Origin of the sequence: Diaminobutyricimonas sp. LJ205, from assembly GCF_009755725.1 — a bacterium.
GTDB lineage: Bacteria > Actinomycetota > Actinomycetes > Actinomycetales > Microbacteriaceae > Ruicaihuangia.
Genome location: NZ_CP046619.1, coordinates 1,589,590 through 1,607,132, shown reverse-complemented (window position 1 = coordinate 1,607,132; position 17,543 = coordinate 1,589,590). Strand labels below are relative to the sequence as shown.

The following is a 17,543-nucleotide window of genomic DNA, read 5'->3' as shown; positions in this document are numbered from 1 at the left end:
ACACGGGCGGGGGATCCTGCCCGCTCAGGCCGCCGCGCCGAGCTGGTGCAGCACGCTCGCGACGTCGTAGTAGCGGCGCTCCTCGATGACCTCGCCCATCGCGTTCAACCGTGAGAACACGGCGCCTTCAAGACGCACCGGGTTGCCGGTGGGCGCGATCTCACCCGTCGCCGTGGCGAACGGTCCGTCGTGGGTTCCAGCCACGGTGAACTCCCCGACGACGAGGTCACCCTCTTCCAGCATCCGCCCCACCGTGAAGCGGGCATCGGACATGGCTCGAAGCACGTCCGCCATGTCCTGAGCGATGGCGTCCCGCCCGCGCAGCGGCTCGGGTGAGAACGGATCCGAGACCACCGCGTCCGCGGCGTACAGTGCGGTGAACGCAGCCACGTCGCGATCGTTGAAAGCGGATGCCGTCTTGGCGAAGTTGTCTTTGCCGTTCATGATTCCTCCTGTGCTTGCCTGCAAGCCGTCGGCCGCAGGATCACTCTCAGTCTCGGTCTGGCAGGCCAGCGGGGGATCGGCCGGATGACCCATTTCGGTGACCTACACCGTGCGAGGCGTACCCTGAAACAGTGTCCGCGGAGCAGGCGCTGGCACTGGGTGACTCAGCGCTGATAGAGGGACGTTGGCGGGACGCGCGCGTCGCGTTCGAGTCCGCGTTGCGTGAAACCGGCGCGGTACATGCGCTGGCCGGGCTCGCCGATGCCTGCTTCTTCCTCGGGGAGACTCGGTCGTGTATTGACTACCAGGAACGCGCGTACGCCGCGTTCCGCCGAGCGGGCGAACTGAGTTCGGCGATTGACTCCGCGCTGTGGCTGTTCCACGTTCAATCCTCGCTCGGCAATCGTCCCGCTGCAGGAGGCTGGCTCGCCCGCGCCGAAAGCCTGATCGAGACCGAACGCGACCAGGGCCACCTGGCCTGGCTCGACTATTCCCGCGCCGTTTTCACAACCGACTCAGTTCGCGCGCAGGAGCTGATCGAACGAGCGCTCACGGTTGCACGGGCGAGCGGGGACATAGACCTGGAACTGTGCGCACTGGCTGAGCTCGGCGTTGTGCTGACCAAGATCGGAGACGTGGAGGCCGGGTTCGGCCGGCTCGACGAGGCGATGGCGGCCGCGCTGGCCGGCGACCGCGAATCGATCTACACGGTGGTTGCCACCAGTTGCTCAATGCTCACCGCCTGTGACCTGGTCGGCGACCTCGATCGCGTTACCCAGTGGGCGCAGGCTGCCGACGCCTTTACCAGCCAGTTCGGTTGTCCCTACCTGTACGCCGAATGCCGCTTGCTGCACGGGCGGGTGCTCGTGGTCACCGGGCACTGGCAGGAGGCCGAGGACGAGTTGGCCAAGGCAGTCGCCGCGACCGCGCAGGTGTTCCGCGGGATGCATAACCGCACCATCGCAAGTCTCGCCGACCTCAGGCTGCGGCAGGGTCGTCTCGACGAGGCCAGCGAGCTCATCGCCGACCTGGACGCGCCAATCGAAGTCTCGCTCGTGGCCGCGGCACTGGCTCTGGGCCGCGGGGAACCGCACTCAGCTGTCGCGCTGGTGGACAGGTGGTTCCATGCCAGGTCAGGCGAGTTGGTTCCTCCGCTCCACGCCGGGGACGCCGGAATCTCGATCGCGGCCGTGTTCGCGCACTCCCTGCTGGTTCAGGCGCACCTGGCGGCCGACGACATTGATGCCGCCGACCAGGCCGCTGATGGTCTGCACCGGCTGGCACGCGCCAGCAGTGCCCCGTTCGCCGCCGCGATGGCGACGGTCAGCCGCGGGCGTGTTGCGGCTGCGCGAGGTGACGCCGAGGCATCCATTCGGAGCTTTGAGAACGCCGTCGGAGCCCTCGGCGGCATCGGTTTGCCGCTTGAAGCGGCCCGGGCTCATCTTGAGCTCGCTCGCGTGTTGTTCGCCCAGCAGCGGCAACTCGCGGTCGCGGAAGCCCGCACCGCGCTGACCGCGTTCGATCGCCTGGGGGCCTCTGCCGACGCGGATGTCGCGGCCGCACTGCTGCGGGAGTGGGGTGAGCCCGGACGGGCGGTGCCGCACACCCCGGACCTGCTGACACGCCGCGAGCAGGAGGTCGTGGCGCTGCTCGCCGGCGGGCTGTCCAACCATGAGATCGCGCGGCGGTTGTACATCAGCCCCAAGACCGTCGCCCACCATGTCAGCAGCGCGCTCACCAAGCTCGGGGTGCGGAACCGGGCGGAGGCTGCCGCCTACGCGGTGCGGACCGACCTGGCGGGGAGCGCACACCTGAGTCGGTGAACCCGGGCGCCCGAACCCGGCAGGACGAATGGGTCGGCTGATACGCCGGGTTCTGTTCACACCGAAGTGCTGGACGGCCATCTATCTCGGGGTTACGTTGCCGCAACCCTCTAGCGGTCTACCCGGGAACTCGGCGAGCAGCCTTGGCGTTCCCTGTCTGACCTTGCTCCGGGCGAGGTTTACCCAGCAGGCCCGATCACTCGGGCCTCTGGTGGTCTCTTACACCACCGTTTCACCCTTACCGCACGCGTAAACGCGTGAGGCGGTCTGCTTTCTGTTGCACTTTCTCGCGGATTGCTCCGGGTGGGTGTTACCCACCGCCCTGCTCTGTGGAGCCCGGACGTTCCTCGGCGGTTGTTGCCAACCGACGCGGCCGTCTTGCCGACCCATTCGCATCACCAGTCTACGGGCGGCACCCGGCCCGGCGATTCAGGGAGCGACCGCGAGCGCGGCGGCACCCAGGATCCCGGCATTGTTCCGCAGCGTGGCTGCGACGATGGGCGTCCGCAGTTTCAGCAACGGCAGGAACTGGTCCTGATTCTTCGACACCCCGCCACCGACGATGAACAGGCTGGGGGAGAACAGGGCCTCGACGTGCGAGTAGTAGCGCTGCAGGCGCTTCGCCCATTCGTCCCAGCTGAGGTCCTCGCGTTCGCGCGCGGAGTTCGCGGCGCGTTCCTCGGCGTCGAAACCGTCGATCTCCAGGTGCCCGAGCTCCGAGTTCGGCACCAGCGTGCCGTTGTAAACGAAGGCCGAGCCGATGCCGGTTCCGAGCGTTGTCATGATGACCAGACCACGGATGCCGCGGGCGGCGCCGAAGCGGGCTTCTGCAACGCCCGCGGCATCCGCGTCGTTGACGAAGTGGATGTTCCGACCGAGGGCCTTCTCGAACAGTCGTTCGGCCTCGAGCCCGATCCACGCCTTGCTGATGTTCGCGGCCGACATGGTCCGGCCGTCGACGACGACGGCGGGAAAACAGACCCCAACCGGCACCGTGTGGTCGGTGACACCGAGCTCGTTCACGAGGTCGACGACGGTGTCCAGGATTGCTTCCGGTTCACCGCCTTCCGGGGTGCTCCGCTTGACCCGATCGGTGTGCAGGGTTCCCGTTTCCAGATCGACTACGGCACCCTTGATCCCGGTTCCGCCGATGTCGATTCCTACCGCCTGGGTCATGCTGGACTCCTTCGTCAGGGCAAAGTCAGGATGTCGACACCGCGCTCGGTGACGACAAGAGTGTGTTCGAACTGCGCCGTGATGCTCTTGTCCCGGGTGGTCACGGTCCAGTCATCCGCCCACATGTCCCACTCGTGGGTGCCGAGCGTGAGCATCGGTTCTATCGTGAACACCATCCCCTGCTCCATGATGGTGTCGAACCCGGGGGCGGCGTCGTAGTGCGGGATGACGAGGCCGGAGTGGAACGCGGCACCGACGCCGTGGCCGGTGAAGTCACGGACGACGCCGTAGTTGAAACGCTTGGCGTAGCTCTCGATTGCGCGTCCGATGACGTTGATCTGCCGGCCGGGCGCGACCGCCTTCATGCCGCGCCGGAGGGACTCCTCGGTGCGGGCGACGAGGTCGGTGATCTCGGGGGTGGCCTCGCCCACGATGAAGGTGGCATTGAGGTCGCCGTGCACGCCGTTCTTGTACGCGGTGATGTCGATGTTGATGATGTCGCCGTCTTCGAGCACGGTGTCGTCGGGGATGCCGTGGCAGATGACCTCGTTGACGGAGGTGCACACCGATTTCGGGAACCCGCGATATCCGAGGGTCGACGGGTAGGCGTCTTCGGCGATGAGCGCGTCGTGGCCGATGCCATCCAACTCGTCGGTGGTCACGCCCGGCGCAATGGCCGCCGCCACCGCGGCAATTGCCCGCGCCGCGACGCCGCCGGAGGTACGGATGCGCTCGATTCCAGCCGCGTCGTACACGTCGCCGTCGGTGTGCTCGCGGGGTTCCGCACGTCCGACGTACTCCGGTCGTTCGATGTGCTTGGGGACGGCACGGAGTGGACTCACCCGGCCGGGAACGAGGTGACCGTTCTTGTCGCGGGGCATAGGATCAACTCTACTGAGCCTGGGAGGTCGACATGGCCGAGTTCTGGTACAACACCCGCACCGGGGAAGTCGAAGAGGGCAAGATCTCGAACTCGATCGACCGCGCGGGCCCCTTCGCAACTCGCGAAGAGGCCGCACGGGCGCCGGAGATCATCGCCGAACGTTCACGCCGCTGGGCGGCCGAGGAAGCCGGCGAAGACCGCTGAACTCGCTTCCGGTGAGTGAGGAGCGCCACGAGCGGGGCGAGTGACGCGTCTCGAGATCACCAGGCAGGGCTGCCTCAGATGAGGCCCTGCGCCAGCATCGCGTCGGCGACCCGCACGAAGGCGGCCGAGTTCGCACCGGTGACGTAGTCGCCCGGGTGGCCGTACTTCTCGGCAGCCGAGTAAGTGGCGGTGTGGATGTCGCGCATGATGGCGTGCAGTCTGTCCTCGCTCGAGGCGAAGTCCCAGCGCTGGCGGGAGGCGTTCTGGCTCATCTCGAGCGCCGAGGTGGTGACGCCACCGGCGTTCGCAGCCTTGCCCGGCGCAAACAGGACGCCTGCCTTCTGGAACGCGTGCACGGCGCCAGGGGTGGAGGGCATGTTCGCACCCTCAGCCACTGCGACCACGCCGTTCTTGATCAGCGAGTGCGCGTGCGTGGTGTCCAGTTCGTTCTGGGTGGCCGACGGCAGGGCGATCTCGCCCGGCACATCCCAGACGGAACCGCCGGCGATGAAACGTGCCGACGGACGCGCCTCGGCGTAGGCGCTGATGCGCTTGCGCTCGACCTCCTTGAGCTGCTTCAGCAGGTCGAGGTCGATGCCGGCCTCGTCGACAACGTAACCGGAGGAGTCTGAGGCGGTGATCGCCTTGCCGCCGAGCTGCTGCACCTTCTCGATCGCGTAGAGGGCAACGTTCCCGGAACCGGAGATGATCGCGGTCTTGCCGTCGATGCTGTCACCGCGGGTGGCGAGCATCTCTTCGGTGAAGAACACCGCGCCGTAACCGGTCGCCTCGGTGCGCACCTGGGCGCCGCCCCATCCGATGCCCTTGCCGGTGAACATGCCGGACTCGTGCCGGTTGGTGAGCCGCCGGTACTGGCCGAACATGTAGCCGATCTCACGGCCTCCGACACCGATGTCGCCTGCTGGTACATCGGTGTGCTCGCCCAGGTGGCGGTACAGCTCGGTCATGAAGCTCTGGCAGAACCGCATGATCTCGGCGTCGCTGCGGTTGTGCGGGTCGAAGTCCGAGCCGCCCTTGCCGCCGCCGATGCCCTGACCGGTGAGCGCGTTCTTGAAAATCTGCTCGAAACCCAGGAACTTGATGATGCTCAGGTTGACGCTGGGATGAAACCGTAGCCCGCCCTTGTATGGGCCGAGCGCCGAATTGAACTGCACCCGGAACCCACGGTTCACCTGCACGCGGCCGGCGTCGTCGGTCCACGGCACCCGGAAGATGACCTGCCGCTCCGGCTCGACGATTCGCTCGAGAATGCCGGCTTCGATGTATTCGGGGTGGTGGTTGATCACCGGCTCGATCGACTCGAGCACCTCCCGGAGCGCCTGGTGGAACTCAGGCTCACCGCTGTTGCGAAGGATCGCACGCTCGTAGACGTCATGAAGGGCTGGATTGGTGAAGGAAGTCATGCAGAACTTTCAGGGGGAGGGAAGCTGGTCAGCTGTCGTAGCTGTGTTCAGGGCCGGGGTAGGAGCCCGATTCAACGTCGGCACGGTATGCGTTCACGGCGTCGGTAAGCACACCCGCGAGATCCGCGTACTGTTTCACAAACTTGGGGATGCGCCCGGTGGTGAGCCCGGCCCAGTCTGTCCAGACGAGCAATTGTCCGTCGACGTGCGGGCCGGCACCAACACCAATTGTAGGGATACGCAGCTCTTTCGTTACACGCTCGGCCGCTTCGGAGGTCACCATCTCCAGCACGACGGCGAACGCTCCGGCGTCTTCGACGGCGTGTGCATCGGCAACCAACTGCTCGATTTGCTCCCCGCGACCCTGAATGAGGTGGCCACCGAGGCCGTGTTCGCTCTGCGGGGTGAAGCCGATGTGGGCCATCACCGGGATGCCAGCCGACACGATCCGGCGAATCTGCTCGGCGCTTCGCACGCCGCCCTCGAGCTTCACCGCGTGCGCGTGCGTCTCCTTCATGAACCGGAACGCGGTGTGCAACGCCTCGTCGGTGCTGGTCTCGTAGCTGCCGAACGGCATGTCCGCGACCACAAACGCCCGCTTGGTGGCGCCGGCGACCGCACGCGTCAGCGGGATCAGGTCGTCGACGCTGACCGGGAGCGTCGTGTCATACCCGAGGACGTTGTTGCCCGCCGAGTCGCCGACGAGCAGGAAGTCGATTCCCGCGGCATCGAAGATCTGTGCCGTGAGCATGTCGTAGCTCGTGAGGCCGGTGATCTTGATGCCCTCGTTCTTGGCGTTCTGAAAGTGGCGAGTGCGCACGCGCTTAACAGGCTGGTCCGTCATGGCTAAACCATAACGGTCACCAGTGCTACGGGGATTCCTGAGCGACCCAGTAGCCTAGGAACTCGGGGCGGGACGCCCCTGGGTTCGGCATCAGAGGAGTCAGATGGACAAGCAGCGGGACTTTGTTCTTCGTACGATCGAAGAGCGTGGCGTGAAGTTCATCAGACTGTGGTTCACCGACGTGCTTGGCACGCTCAAGAGCGTCGCGATCGCCCCGGCCGAGGTCGAGGGCGCCTTCAACGAGGGCATCGGGATTGACGGCTCGGCGATCGAGGGCCTGACCCGTTCCTTTGAGGCGGATGTCATCACCCGACCCGACCCGTCAACGTTCCAGATCCTGCCGTGGCGGGGCACTGTGGATCCGACCGCCCGCATGTTCTGCGACCTGCTCACCCCGGATGGCGAGCCCGCCGTCGCCGATCCGCGCAACGTGCTGAAGCGTGCGCTGGCGAAGGCTGCCGACCGCGGTTTCACCTTCTACACGCACCCCGAGATCGAGTTCTACCTGCTGAAGTCGCCCAAGCTGAAGAACGGCAAGCCCGTTCCGGTCGACTCGGCTGGCTACTTCGACAATGTGCCGGGTGGCACCGCGCACGACTTCCGGCGCCGGTCGGTGCGGATGCTCGAGGACCTGGGCATCTCGGTGGAGTTCAGCCACCATGAGGTCGGCCCCGGCCAGAACGAGATCGACCTGCGGTACGCCGACGCGCTCACCACCGCCGACAACATCATGACCTTCCGGACCGTGGTGAAGGAGGTCGCGATCGAACAGGGTGTTTACGCCACCTTCATGCCGAAGCCGATCGCGGGACATCCAGGTTCCGGCATGCACACCCACCTGTCGCTGTTCGAGGGCGACGCGAACGCGTTCTATGAGGCGGGAGCCGAGTACCAGCTCTCGAAGATCGGGCGGCAGTTCATCGCCGGCCTGCTCACGCACGCGCCGGAGATCACCGCGGTCACCAACCAGTTCGTGAACTCGTACAAGCGGCTCTGGGGCGGAGATGAAGCCCCGAGCTATGTGACCTGGGGACACAACAACCGGTCCGCGCTGGTGCGGGTTCCGCTCTACAAGCCGGGCAAGGGCACCAGTGCGCGTGTCGAGTACCGCGCGATGGACTCGGCAGCGAACCCCTACCTGGCCTTCTCGCTGCTGCTCGCTGCGGGTCTCAAGGGCATCGAGGAGGGCTACGAGCTGCCGCCGGAGGCGGAGAACGACGTCTGGAACATGACCGACGCGGAACGCCGCGCCCTCGGCTACCGCTCGCTGCCGTCCAGCCTGGATCGTGCTGTGGCGCTGATGGAGGAGTCCGAGCTGGTTGCCGAGACCCTGGGTGAGCAGGTGTTCAACTACGTGCTGCTGAACAAGCGCAAGGACTGGAGCGACTATCGCGCTCAGGTCACGCAGTACGAGCTGGAGTCGAACCTCGAGATCCTGTAGCTGCTGACCGGATGACGCGACCCAGGATCACCCTCACCGAGCTGGCCAGGCTCGGCTTTGTCGAGCTGGAGTCGAGCCGCAACCTGCTCGAGAGCTTCTCGCCGGACCTGGTGCGGTTCTTCGCGTCGGCCGCCGATGCCGATCAGGCCCTGCGCCTGCTCGACCGCGTGCGGGATCGTGCACCGAGGGAGCTTGACGCGTTGCTCGCCGACGAACGGTCGGCGCATCGGCTGATCAGATTGTTCGGCGCATCCGAGGGCCTCGGCGAATTCTTCCTGCGCCGACCTGCCGAGCTCGCGGCGGTCGAGGAGGTGGCGCAGCCGTGGACCCAGGCCGCGTACACCGCGGATCTGCTCACCGGGATCAGGTCGCTTACCGGCGATGACGCACGGGTCGCGCTACGGGTGCGCTATCGCCGGCATCTGGCCCGGATCACGGCGTGGGATCTGGAACATCCGGACCCGCTGGAAGCCGTCAGCACCGTCACCGCCGCGCTGTCCGATCTGGCCGGTGCCGCCCTGGATGCCGCCCTAAACTGCGCCAGGCGGGAGATGCCATATCCGCCCGACGAGGTCGCGGCGACCCGGCTGGCGATCATCGGCATGGGCAAGGCGGGTGCGCGCGAGCTCAACTACGTCAGTGACGTCGATGTCATCTTCGTGGGGGAGGGGGATGGCACGATCGCTCCCGAGCGCGCGCTGGAGATCGCCACCCGCCTGGCGATGGTCACCATGCGCGGACTCACCGAGCTCGCGGCCGAACCGCTGCTCTGGGAGGTGGACGCCAACCTGCGCCCGGAGGGCAAGGACGGCGCCCTGGTGCGCACACTGCAGTCGCACGGCGCGTACTACGACCGGTGGGCGAAGAGCTGGGAGTTCCAGGCACTGCTGAAGGCACGACCGCTCGCCGGTGACCCCGACCTCGGCGCCCGATACGTGGCACTGGTGGAACCGTTGGTCTTCTCCAGCGCGTCGCGCGAGGGTTTCGTCGAATCCGTGCAAGCGATGCGCGAACGGGTCACCGCGCACATCCCCGCCGATGAGGTCGACCTGCAGGTGAAGCTCGGCCCCGGCGGGTTGCGGGACATCGAGTTCACGATTCAACTGCTCCAGCTCGTGCACGGCCAGTTCGATGAGTCGGTGCGCGCCCGTGACACACTGACGGCGCTGTCAACGCTCGCCTCAGGCGGATACATCGGCCGTGACGAATCCGCCGAGTTCGCGCGCGACTACCGGCTACTGCGGCTGTTCGAGCATCGACTGCAGCTGTCGCGACTGCGCCGCACCCACCTGATGCCTCGAGACGAGGCGGATCGGCGCGTGCTCGCCCGTGCCAGCGGCCTGTTCGGCACCGCGCGAGAGCTCACCGACGCCTGGCAGCGCACCAAGCTCGCCGTGCGGTCGCTGCACGAACGACTGTTTTATCGTCCGCTGCTGTCCGCGGTCGCAGCGCTTCCCGCCGAAGAGGTGGCGCTGTCCAGCGAACAGGCGACCGCTCGGCTGGCCGCCATCGGGTTCCGCGATCCCGCCGGGGCGCTGCGCCACATCGGCGCCCTGACCACTGGGGTGTCTCGGCGCGCAACGATCCAGCGCACCCTGCTGCCGGTGATGCTGCAATGGTTCGCGGATGGGGCGGACCCGGATCAGGGTCTGCTGGCGTTCCGCCGCCTGAGCGACGATCTCGGCGAGGCGCACTGGTTCCTGCGCACGCTGCGGGACTCGTCCGGGGCCGCCCACCGGCTGACGAACGTCCTGTCCAGCTCACACTTCGCCGTGGCGCTGTTCGAGCGCATCCCCGATGCTGTGGCGTGGCTGGAACACGACGAAGACCTGCAGCCGCGGCCGCTCGGGACCCTGCTTGAGGAGGTGCGCGCGACGGTCGCCCGGCACCCCACAGTGGACGCCGCGGCCGGTGCGCTGCGCACGCTTCGTCGCCGCGAAGTGCTCCGGCTGGCACTGGGCAGCATGCTGGATGCCGTGCCGATCGAGGCGCTGGGGGTTGGCTTGTCCGATATCGCCACGGCAACCCTCACCGGCATCCTCACGCTGGTCCGGGAGCCGGACGACGGCATCGAGTTCGGGATCATCGGGATGGGCCGATACGGCGGCCAGGAGCTCGGCTTCGGTTCCGACCTCGACGTGATGTACGTGTACCGCGCGCGGAGCGTGGAACCCGAGAAGGCTCAGGTCGCCGCCGAACGCATCGTGAAGGGCCTGCGCGCCCTGACCGAGGACCTCCGGCTGCCATTCGACCTGGACCCCGGACTGCGCCCGGAGGGCAAGACCGGTGCCATCGTGCGCTCGCTGGATTCCTACCGTGCGTACTACGAACGTTGGTCGTTGACCTGGGAGGCCCAGGCGCTGTTGCGGGCCCGAGGCACGGTGGGCGACGAGGCCCTGCTGAGCGACTTTGAAGCCCTCGCCGATGAGGTGCGCCATCCGTCCGCGATCGGCGAGCACGCCGTGCGGGAGATCAAGCGCATCAAGGCCAGGGTTGAGGCCGAGCGGCTGCCGCAGGGCGCTGACCCGTCCCGGCACCTGAAGCTCGGCCGCGGCTCGTTGAGCGACGTCGAGTGGTTTGTGCAGTTGCTGCAGTTGCAACACGCGGCCTCGACACCGGCACTGAAGACCACCTCAACGCTCGGCGCACTCGCGGCTGCCGAGGACGCAGGCCTGGTCAGCACCGCGGATGCCGGCCGCCTGCGGGCAGCCTGGTTGATGGCATCCCGGGCACGCTCCGCGATGACACTGTGGAACGCGAAGACCTCGGACGTGCTGCCGACCGAACGTCGACAACTGGAGGGTGTTGCCCGAATCATGGGCTACCCGCCCGGCAGCGCTAGCCAGCTCGAGCATGACTATCTGGGGGTCACCCGTCGCGCGCGGCAGGTCTTCGACCGCCTGTTCTACGGCACCGCCGAATCCGCCCACGACCACTGAGCGACGCCTCCAAACCATCAATCCGGATGGCTTGATTGTTACCAAACGGTTAATTCTTGGTCCCGTGACGGCGAGCTTTCTCGCCTGAAAGCTTGTACCCCATCCGGGAAGGACTGACGGCCGTTCGTCTTTGACCCTCGTTCGAGGGGTACATGGTCGATCCGCGCGAACCCGGCGATTGGAGGGTGGCTCAGCGGCCCGTTATGTCGGCGTTCAGGGGGACAGAAATGGTGTCCTCCAAAAGACCCACTGCATTCGCGTGAATACAAATCACAAATCTCGCGAGCGGCCCGACACGCCGAAATGTACCCCTTGCGGGGGGTGTGCGGAACCGCTTTACTCGGGGATGGCTCACGGCCCGTTCCTCAGCGTCGCGGAACTTTTGGCGCCGTCCATTTGACTTCCGCGACGACAAATTCCCCTACCGAGGAGGGTCTCAACCTTGTTCATCTTCCTGCTGCAAATGCGGCACATGCTTGGGGGATACCCCGAGCTCTACCTCTTCGCGGTGTACACCGCGTTGATTTGGATCTTGTGGGTGGTGAAGGTTGTCCTGTCTCGGCGCTACCGCGCCTACACGGGACAGTTCAGCGGCACCACGAGCGTCGTCGTCCCGGTTGTCGATGAGCCGATCGACCTGTTCCGCGATGTGATCAGCCGCATGGTTGAGCAGCGGCCGGACGAGATCATCGTGGTCATCAACGGCGCTGAGAACCCCGCGCTGGTCGCCGTGTGCGAGGAGTTCGCCCCGCTGGTGCGGTGGACTCACACGCCGATCCCGGGCAAGCGCAACGCGGTCAAGATCGGCACCGAGCTCTCGCATGGCGAGATCACCGTGCTCGTCGATTCGGACACGGTATGGACGCCGGGCACCCTCAGCGAGCTGGTGAAACCGTTCGCGGATGCGTCCATCGGTGGCGTCACCACGCGTCAGCGGATCCTGGAGCCGGAGCGCAGCTGGATCACCCGGTGGATGGACTGGCTCGAGAACACGCGTTCGCTGTACTCGATGCCGGCTCAGAGCGTGGTGGGCCAGGTCGGATGCCTTCCCGGCCGCACGATCGCGTTCCGTCGCAACATCCTCATGCGGGTGATGGACAAGTTCATGCACGAGAAGTTCATGGGCGTCTTCCTCGAGGTCTCGGACGACCGCACCCTCACGAACCTCACCCTCAAGGAGGGTTACCGCACGGTCTACCAGCACACCAGCTTGGTCTACACCGATGCTCCGCTCACGGTGAAGAAGCTGTTCAAGCAGCAACTGCGCTGGGCTCGGGGCAGCCAGTACAACACGCTGCGGATGCTGCCTTGGATGCTCAGTCACGCGCCGGTGCTCGCGTTCTTCTTCGTGCTGGACATCATCCTGCCGTTCCTGCTCGCCGGCGTGCTGGGCGGCTGGATCTACCGAGCCCTCACGGGTCAGGGCTACAACTTCTACGAGATTTTCCTCGAGGAGTACGGCGTCCGCGCCGGTCTGTTCCTGGTGCTGGGACTCATGCTCGTCTCCTCGGTGCTCAGCATGGCCATCCGCCAGATGCGCCACCTCGCTGAGAAGCCAAGCGACTTCTTCCGGTTACCGGCCTTCATCATCGTTTCGACGCTGTTCCTCATGCCGATCCGCCTCATCGGATTCTTCCGGATGGGCCACGCCAGCGGCTGGGGCACCCGTGCGGGAGCCTATGCCGGTGGCGCGCAGGATGACGCGCTCGCGAACGCTGCCGAGCCGACGCCGGAACTCGCACCGGTCGGAGCACCGGTCACCCCGCATGGTGACGGCATGGTCTCTGTCTCGCCACGGCGCGCGGCGAGTGTGCGTGTCGCGGCCCCGAAGGCTGCTCCTCGCCGGCGCTTGAACCCCAAGGCCGGCATCCCATACCTGATCGGATTCTCGATCTTCGTTCTGGAGGCGATCCTCATTGTCTGAAACCACCCGCACCTGGTGGGCCGGCAGCACTGTCCGGGCCCGCTGGACCGCCGTCGCGGCATCCTTCGTCGCTCTCTGCCTGATCGCCGTCAGCGTCGTCGTCTGGACCTCGCCAATGAGCCCCCTCCCCGAAGCCGTGGAGACCCTGGTCTCGGGCTCGAGCGAGATCGATGAACTGAACGAGGAGCGCAAGGTGCTCCTGGCCGAACTCCGTGAGCTGCAAAGTGAGCTCGAAAAGAAGGACGGCGACCTGACCGCTGCCACCGCCGAGCAGGAACGCCTGCAGAATGCGCTGTGGTCGGCCGAGGGCCAGCTGCAGGCGATGCAGGCGGCCAGCGCCGATCGTCAGGCGGCCGCAGCGGCCGCGTCAGGGAAGAAGCCGTCATCGTCGGGCAAGCCGTCCGGGTCGACGAGCAAGGCCTCGACGCAGCCTGCCGCTGCCCCGATCACCGCGCCGTCGAAGGCCGAGCTGATGGCACCGGCAACCGACTACTTCGGGATGTACACCGCGCAGGCGCCGTGGAACTGGGCGACATTCGATGACACCTCCAGCAAGGTCGGGGTCCAGCCGAGCGCCGTCGGTTACTTCGGTGGCTGGGACGAGAACTTCCGCGCAGAGGGCGTCACGAGGGCGTGGAAGGAAGGCCGACTGCCACTTCTCACCTGGGAGTCGCGACCGATCGACGCGCAGAACGACGTGGTTGAGGAGCCCGAGTACTCGCTGCCGCGCATCCTGGATGGGGCGTTCGATGAGTACCTGCGCCAGTACGCCCGCGACATCGTTGCGACGGGCCTGCCGCTCGGTATCCGCCTGAACCACGAGATGAACAGCATCTGGTACCCGTGGAACGAGGTGGACGGCAAGGGCGAGTCGATCAACGGCAACCGCCCCGGCGATTACGTCAAGGTGTGGCAGCACGTGCACCAGATCTTCGAGCAGGAAGGCGCGAACGAGCAGGTGATCTGGATCTGGGCGCCGAACCGGATCGACAAACTCCCGTCCGCGCTCCGGGATCCGTCGCACCTGGCAGGCCTGTACCCGGGTGACGAGTACGTGGACTGGGTCGGCATGTCCGGATACCTTCGCCCGCCGTATGCCGGCGAGGAGAAGATCACCTTCGATGACACCTTCGGAGCCACGCTCGCGCAGCTCCGGGCGCTCACCGACAAGCCGATCTTCCTCGCCGAGATCGGGGCATCGGAAACCGGCGGATACAAGCCGGAGTGGGTTAAGAGCTTCTTCGAGGCGATGGGCCGACCAGAGAACGACGACATCATCGGTTTCGCCTGGTTCAACCTGGCCGTGACCACCTATGTCCAGGGAGAACGAACGACCAACGACTGGCGTATCGAGTCCCGCGCCGATTCGCTCGCGGCATTCGTCGAGGGCATCACAGGAGAGGGAAGCGACTTCATTGCTCGCTGAGAAGGAGAACAGCATGGAAGATGTGAGGGTAGCGGCGCCGAGGATCAGCGTCATCGGCACCGGATATCTCGGAGCCACCCACGCCGCGGCGATGGCCGAGATGGGCTTCGAAGTCGTCGGTGTCGACACCGACGAAAGCAAGGTCGCCGCCCTCAGCGCCGGCCGGGTGCCGTTCTACGAACCAGGACTGCCGGAACTGCTCAAGAAGCACGTCGAAGGCGGTTCCCTGCGGTTCACCACCGACCTGGCCGAAGCCGTGGCACTGGCCGACGTCCACTTCGTCTGCGTCGGCACCCCGCAGCAGAAGGGCAGTCACGCGGCTGACCTGCGGTACGTCGAGTCGGCCGTCCGCGCGGTGGCCTCGAGCCTCACTCACGACGGACTGATCGTCGGCAAGTCAACAGTGCCGGTCGGCACCGCAGCCCGGCTGCGCACCCTGGTGGCCGAGGTGGTGCCGGATGGCATCTCTGTCGAGCTGGTCTGGAACCCCGAGTTCCTTCGCGAAGGCAAGGCTGTCGAGGACACCCTGACGCCCGACCGGATCGTGTTCGGCGGGGCATCCGAATCAGCCGAGCGGGTTCTGCGCACCGTCTATGCCGAGCCGATCAGCACCGGCACCCCGGTCATCTCCTGTGACCTGGCCACCGCCGAGCTGGTCAAGGTGAGCGCCAACGCGTTCCTCGCCACGAAGATCTCGTTCATCAACTCGGTCGCGGAACTCTGCGACAAGACCGGGGCGGATGTCACCACCCTCGCCGACGCGCTGGGCCACGACGTGCGCATCGGTCGCCAGTTCCTGAACGCCGGACTCGGCTTCGGTGGGGGCTGCCTGCCGAAGGACATCCGTGCCCTGATGCACCGGTCGCGTGAGCTGGATTCGCACCGGCTGTCCGACCTGCTCCAGCAGGTGGACGAGATCAACATGGCGCAGCGGCAGCGGGTCATCGACCTCACCCTCGACGCCGTCGGTGGATCCGTGCTCGGCCGCCGCATCGGCGTGCTCGGAGCTGCGTTCAAGCCGCACACCGACGATGTCCGTGACTCGCCGGCGCTGAACGTGGCCGCGGCCTTGCATCTGCGCGGTGCGCAGGTCGTCGTCTACGACCCGCAGGCGGGGGAGACGGCTCGCCGTACGTTCCCGACGCTCAGCTACGCAGATTCCCTCGAAGAGGCGGCGGCAGGAGCGGACGCGCTGCTCGTGCTCACCGAGTGGAAGCAGTTCACGGGCGCCGACCCGCACGCGCTGGGTGCGCTCGTCTCGCAGCGTGCGGTGATCGACGGCCGCAACTGCCTGAACCGCGAGGTGTGGCAGGACGCCGGGTGGGATGTCCGTGCTCTGGGCAACAACTCGCAGCCGCAGGCCGAAACTCCGATCCTGGAGCGGGTTCCGGCCGTAGCCTGACAACAGCAGAAGAAAGAAGGGGCCGCACCATCTGGTGCGGCCCCTTCTTTACTGTCAGATCTCGACACGTTTCTGGGGGGCCCTGCCGTGCTGTGATGGCCGGAACAGACGGATATTCTGGTCGAATGGTGACGCGAAAGTGTGCGGTCCACGGGTGTGATGGCCGCCGAGAGGCAGTGTTCATAGTCCGGGTAGACGGGGAACCGCCGGTCGAGTGGCCGGTGTGTCAGTTCCACGCTCGAGCACTTCGTGCCGGCGAGGTTTACTCCGTGTCGGATGACGAGCGGGCTCTCCTGCTCGGTGCCGACTCGCCGTTGGACATCCTGGACCTGTCGATCAAACCGAATGAAACCGACGACGGCATTGTCACGCTGGCTCTCGGCCGAGACAGCGTGGAGTCGGGGCGGGTTTCGTTTCGGCTGACATCACAGGATGCCGAGACCATCCACCATTGGATCGTGCGTCGCCAGCACACGCACGCCGGCGCCGATTCGGAGTAGCGCTTCATCTGACCTTCGGCCGCGAAACACGTGAGTGCGCCCGGGCCGCCGCATAGGCGGCCCGGGCGGACTCCATGATGTCGGGCCAACGGCTGACGTCGCCGGCCTGTCGGGCTAGACGCTGTAGTACAGCTCGTACTAATCCGGGGTTATTGGCTGGCGTTGGATGGGCCTGTTTCCCGCATGATTCCGTGGTTTTTGTGCTTGGCTGTGCTGGTCCGAATCCGGCCGTTTGCGGACTTCTTGCGGACTGACTGCGGACTCGACGTCCATCTCCGCCAGAATCGCGCGTTCGATGTCGTCGACCGACGGGCCGCCGGCGTAGTAGGCCGCGATCGCCCGTTCACGTGGGGGCAAGAGCCGTGACTGCTGGACGCCCGCCCAGAAGACCTGCCGAGCCTGCTCGAGTACTTCTTGTTTCGTTCGCAATGAAGACATAAGTGGAGAGTATGGACGCCCCTGTCGCTAGGCTGCGAGCATGACTCGACCTAAGAGCGACTCACTATTCACCCTCGGCGCTCTCGCCGGCTGGCTACTCGGTGGCGGCGTGGCTGTCTGGGTTGTCGCGTGGCTCGTCACTATGAGCGTCGCGAACAACTACAACTCGGATGCAGCTTTGCTCGGCGGAGCCGTGGCAGGGATGAACTTCGGCGGGGCCCTCGTCGGGTTCGGTTTCCTCGCCCTAGTCGGGTACCTCGTGGCCGCTGCTGTCGGCGACTTTCTGGCTCACGGGCGCGCGGTTCGGGATGGCGTAGATGCCGATCCCAGTGCCGAGCACGCTCACGCCGACCAGTAGCCACTGGAAGAAGGTCACGTCGGCAGGGCCGTCTGTCGGGTCCATCACCGCGGTGAGGGTGATGAGGCCGGACAGAACCGCGCCTCCGATGGCCTTGGCGGATTCCTTGATCTTGTCGTTCACTGGGGCTCCTCGTTCGTCGGGATGACTGCGGAGAGGTCGGCGGGGTTGCCGCCGGCCGCGGTGTAGGTCTGGGCGAGCTGCGCGACTGCGTCGGGGATCGCGGCGAGGTTGGCTCGGCGCTCCTGCTCGTTGAGCACGTCCAAGCGCGCTTGTTCGAGCTGCTCGTTGGTGAGGGTCGTGTAGTCCATTGCGCT

The 17,543-nt window shown here is 66.2% G+C and carries 16 protein-coding genes and 1 other RNA gene; 8 read left to right on the top strand and 9 right to left on the bottom strand.

The window, feature by feature from the left end; all coding sequences use genetic code 11:
• Positions 1–24: 24 nt before the first annotated feature.
• Entirely contained in the window at positions 25–444 is a 420-nt protein-coding gene (locus GO591_RS07670; protein WP_157156282.1) for an ester cyclase, read from the bottom strand.
• Between the two features lie 131 nt (positions 445–575).
• Here GO591_RS07670 and GO591_RS16075 point away from each other — a divergent pair, with 131 nt between their 5' ends.
• Positions 576–2,267 carry a helix-turn-helix transcriptional regulator gene (locus GO591_RS16075; protein WP_304506155.1) on the top strand — a complete coding sequence of 564 codons (1,692 nt, stop codon included), beginning with the start codon at positions 576–578 and terminating at the stop codon, positions 2,265–2,267.
• A gap of 25 nt (positions 2,268–2,292) precedes the next feature.
• Here GO591_RS16075 and rnpB read toward each other — a convergent pair.
• The 3 genes from rnpB to map form a co-directional block, all read right to left on the bottom strand.
• Positions 2,293–2,656, bottom strand: an RNA gene (gene rnpB / locus GO591_RS07660) — RNase P RNA component class A.
• A 40-nt stretch (positions 2,657–2,696) separates the two neighbouring features.
• On the bottom strand, positions 2,697–3,443 hold the full coding sequence (gene ppgK / locus GO591_RS07655; protein ID WP_157156281.1) for a polyphosphate--glucose phosphotransferase: 747 nt from the start codon (positions 3,441–3,443) through the stop codon (positions 2,697–2,699).
• A 14-nt stretch (positions 3,444–3,457) separates the two neighbouring features.
• A complete protein-coding gene (gene map / locus GO591_RS07650) occupies positions 3,458–4,324 on the bottom strand; it encodes a type I methionyl aminopeptidase (RefSeq protein ID WP_157156280.1) in 867 nt (288 codons plus the stop codon).
• Positions 4,325–4,356: 32 nt separating this feature from the next.
• Between map and GO591_RS07645 the strand changes: the two genes are divergently transcribed.
• Positions 4,357–4,530, top strand: coding sequence for an SPOR domain-containing protein (locus tag GO591_RS07645; protein WP_157156279.1), 174 nt, complete (start codon positions 4,357–4,359; stop codon positions 4,528–4,530).
• A 74-nt stretch (positions 4,531–4,604) separates the two neighbouring features.
• Here the strand turns inward: GO591_RS07645 and gdhA are convergent, their stop codons facing one another.
• Both gdhA and panB read right to left on the bottom strand, forming a co-directional pair.
• Entirely contained in the window at positions 4,605–5,954 is a 1,350-nt protein-coding gene (gdhA, locus tag GO591_RS07640; RefSeq protein WP_157156278.1) for an NADP-specific glutamate dehydrogenase, read from the bottom strand.
• 28 nt (positions 5,955–5,982) lie between these two features.
• The gene (panB, locus tag GO591_RS07635) at positions 5,983–6,798 is read right to left on the bottom strand and encodes a 3-methyl-2-oxobutanoate hydroxymethyltransferase (protein ID WP_157156277.1); all 816 of its coding nucleotides are present in this window, start codon (positions 6,796–6,798) and stop codon (positions 5,983–5,985) included.
• 103 nt (positions 6,799–6,901) lie between these two features.
• On the opposite strand from panB, the gene GO591_RS07630 reads away from it, so the two are divergent.
• From GO591_RS07630 to GO591_RS07605, 6 genes are all read left to right on the top strand, one after another.
• Complete coding sequence (locus GO591_RS07630; protein WP_157156276.1) at positions 6,902–8,239, top strand: glutamine synthetase family protein; 1,338 nt, start codon at positions 6,902–6,904, stop codon at positions 8,237–8,239.
• An 11-nt stretch (positions 8,240–8,250) separates the two neighbouring features.
• Positions 8,251–11,178 (top strand): bifunctional [glutamine synthetase] adenylyltransferase/[glutamine synthetase]-adenylyl-L-tyrosine phosphorylase, encoded by a 2,928-nt coding sequence (locus GO591_RS07625; RefSeq protein ID WP_157156275.1) that lies wholly within the window; start codon positions 8,251–8,253, stop codon positions 11,176–11,178.
• A gap of 442 nt (positions 11,179–11,620) precedes the next feature.
• Positions 11,621–13,102 carry a glycosyltransferase gene (locus GO591_RS07620; protein WP_157156274.1) on the top strand — a complete coding sequence of 494 codons (1,482 nt, stop codon included), beginning with the start codon at positions 11,621–11,623 and terminating at the stop codon, positions 13,100–13,102.
• The gene (locus GO591_RS07615) at positions 13,095–14,528 is read left to right on the top strand and encodes a glycosyl hydrolase (protein ID WP_157156273.1); all 1,434 of its coding nucleotides are present in this window, start codon (positions 13,095–13,097) and stop codon (positions 14,526–14,528) included. Before GO591_RS07620 ends, GO591_RS07615 begins: the two co-directional genes overlap by 8 nt.
• Before the next feature lie 13 nt (positions 14,529–14,541).
• The gene (locus GO591_RS07610) at positions 14,542–15,930 is read left to right on the top strand and encodes a UDP-glucose dehydrogenase family protein (RefSeq protein WP_157156272.1); all 1,389 of its coding nucleotides are present in this window, start codon (positions 14,542–14,544) and stop codon (positions 15,928–15,930) included.
• 269 nt (positions 15,931–16,199) lie between these two features.
• On the top strand, positions 16,200–16,430 hold the full coding sequence (locus tag GO591_RS07605) for a hypothetical protein (protein WP_157156271.1): 231 nt from the start codon (positions 16,200–16,202) through the stop codon (positions 16,428–16,430).
• A gap of 138 nt (positions 16,431–16,568) precedes the next feature.
• Here GO591_RS07605 and GO591_RS07600 read toward each other — a convergent pair whose 3' ends face one another.
• The 3 genes from GO591_RS07600 to GO591_RS07590 all read right to left on the bottom strand — a co-directional run bounded on the left by GO591_RS07600 (position 16,569) and on the right by GO591_RS07590 (position 17,537).
• Complete coding sequence (locus GO591_RS07600) at positions 16,569–16,868, bottom strand: RbsD/FucU family protein (protein WP_157156270.1); 300 nt, start codon at positions 16,866–16,868, stop codon at positions 16,569–16,571.
• A 244-nt stretch (positions 16,869–17,112) separates the two neighbouring features.
• Complete coding sequence (locus tag GO591_RS07595; RefSeq protein ID WP_157156269.1) at positions 17,113–17,349, bottom strand: hypothetical protein; 237 nt, start codon at positions 17,347–17,349, stop codon at positions 17,113–17,115.
• Positions 17,346–17,537, bottom strand: a complete 192-nt coding sequence (locus GO591_RS07590) for a hypothetical protein (protein WP_157156268.1) — start codon at positions 17,535–17,537, stop codon at positions 17,346–17,348. The genes GO591_RS07595 and GO591_RS07590 overlap by 4 nt, the downstream gene beginning before the upstream one ends.
• Positions 17,538–17,543: the final 6 nt, after the last annotated feature.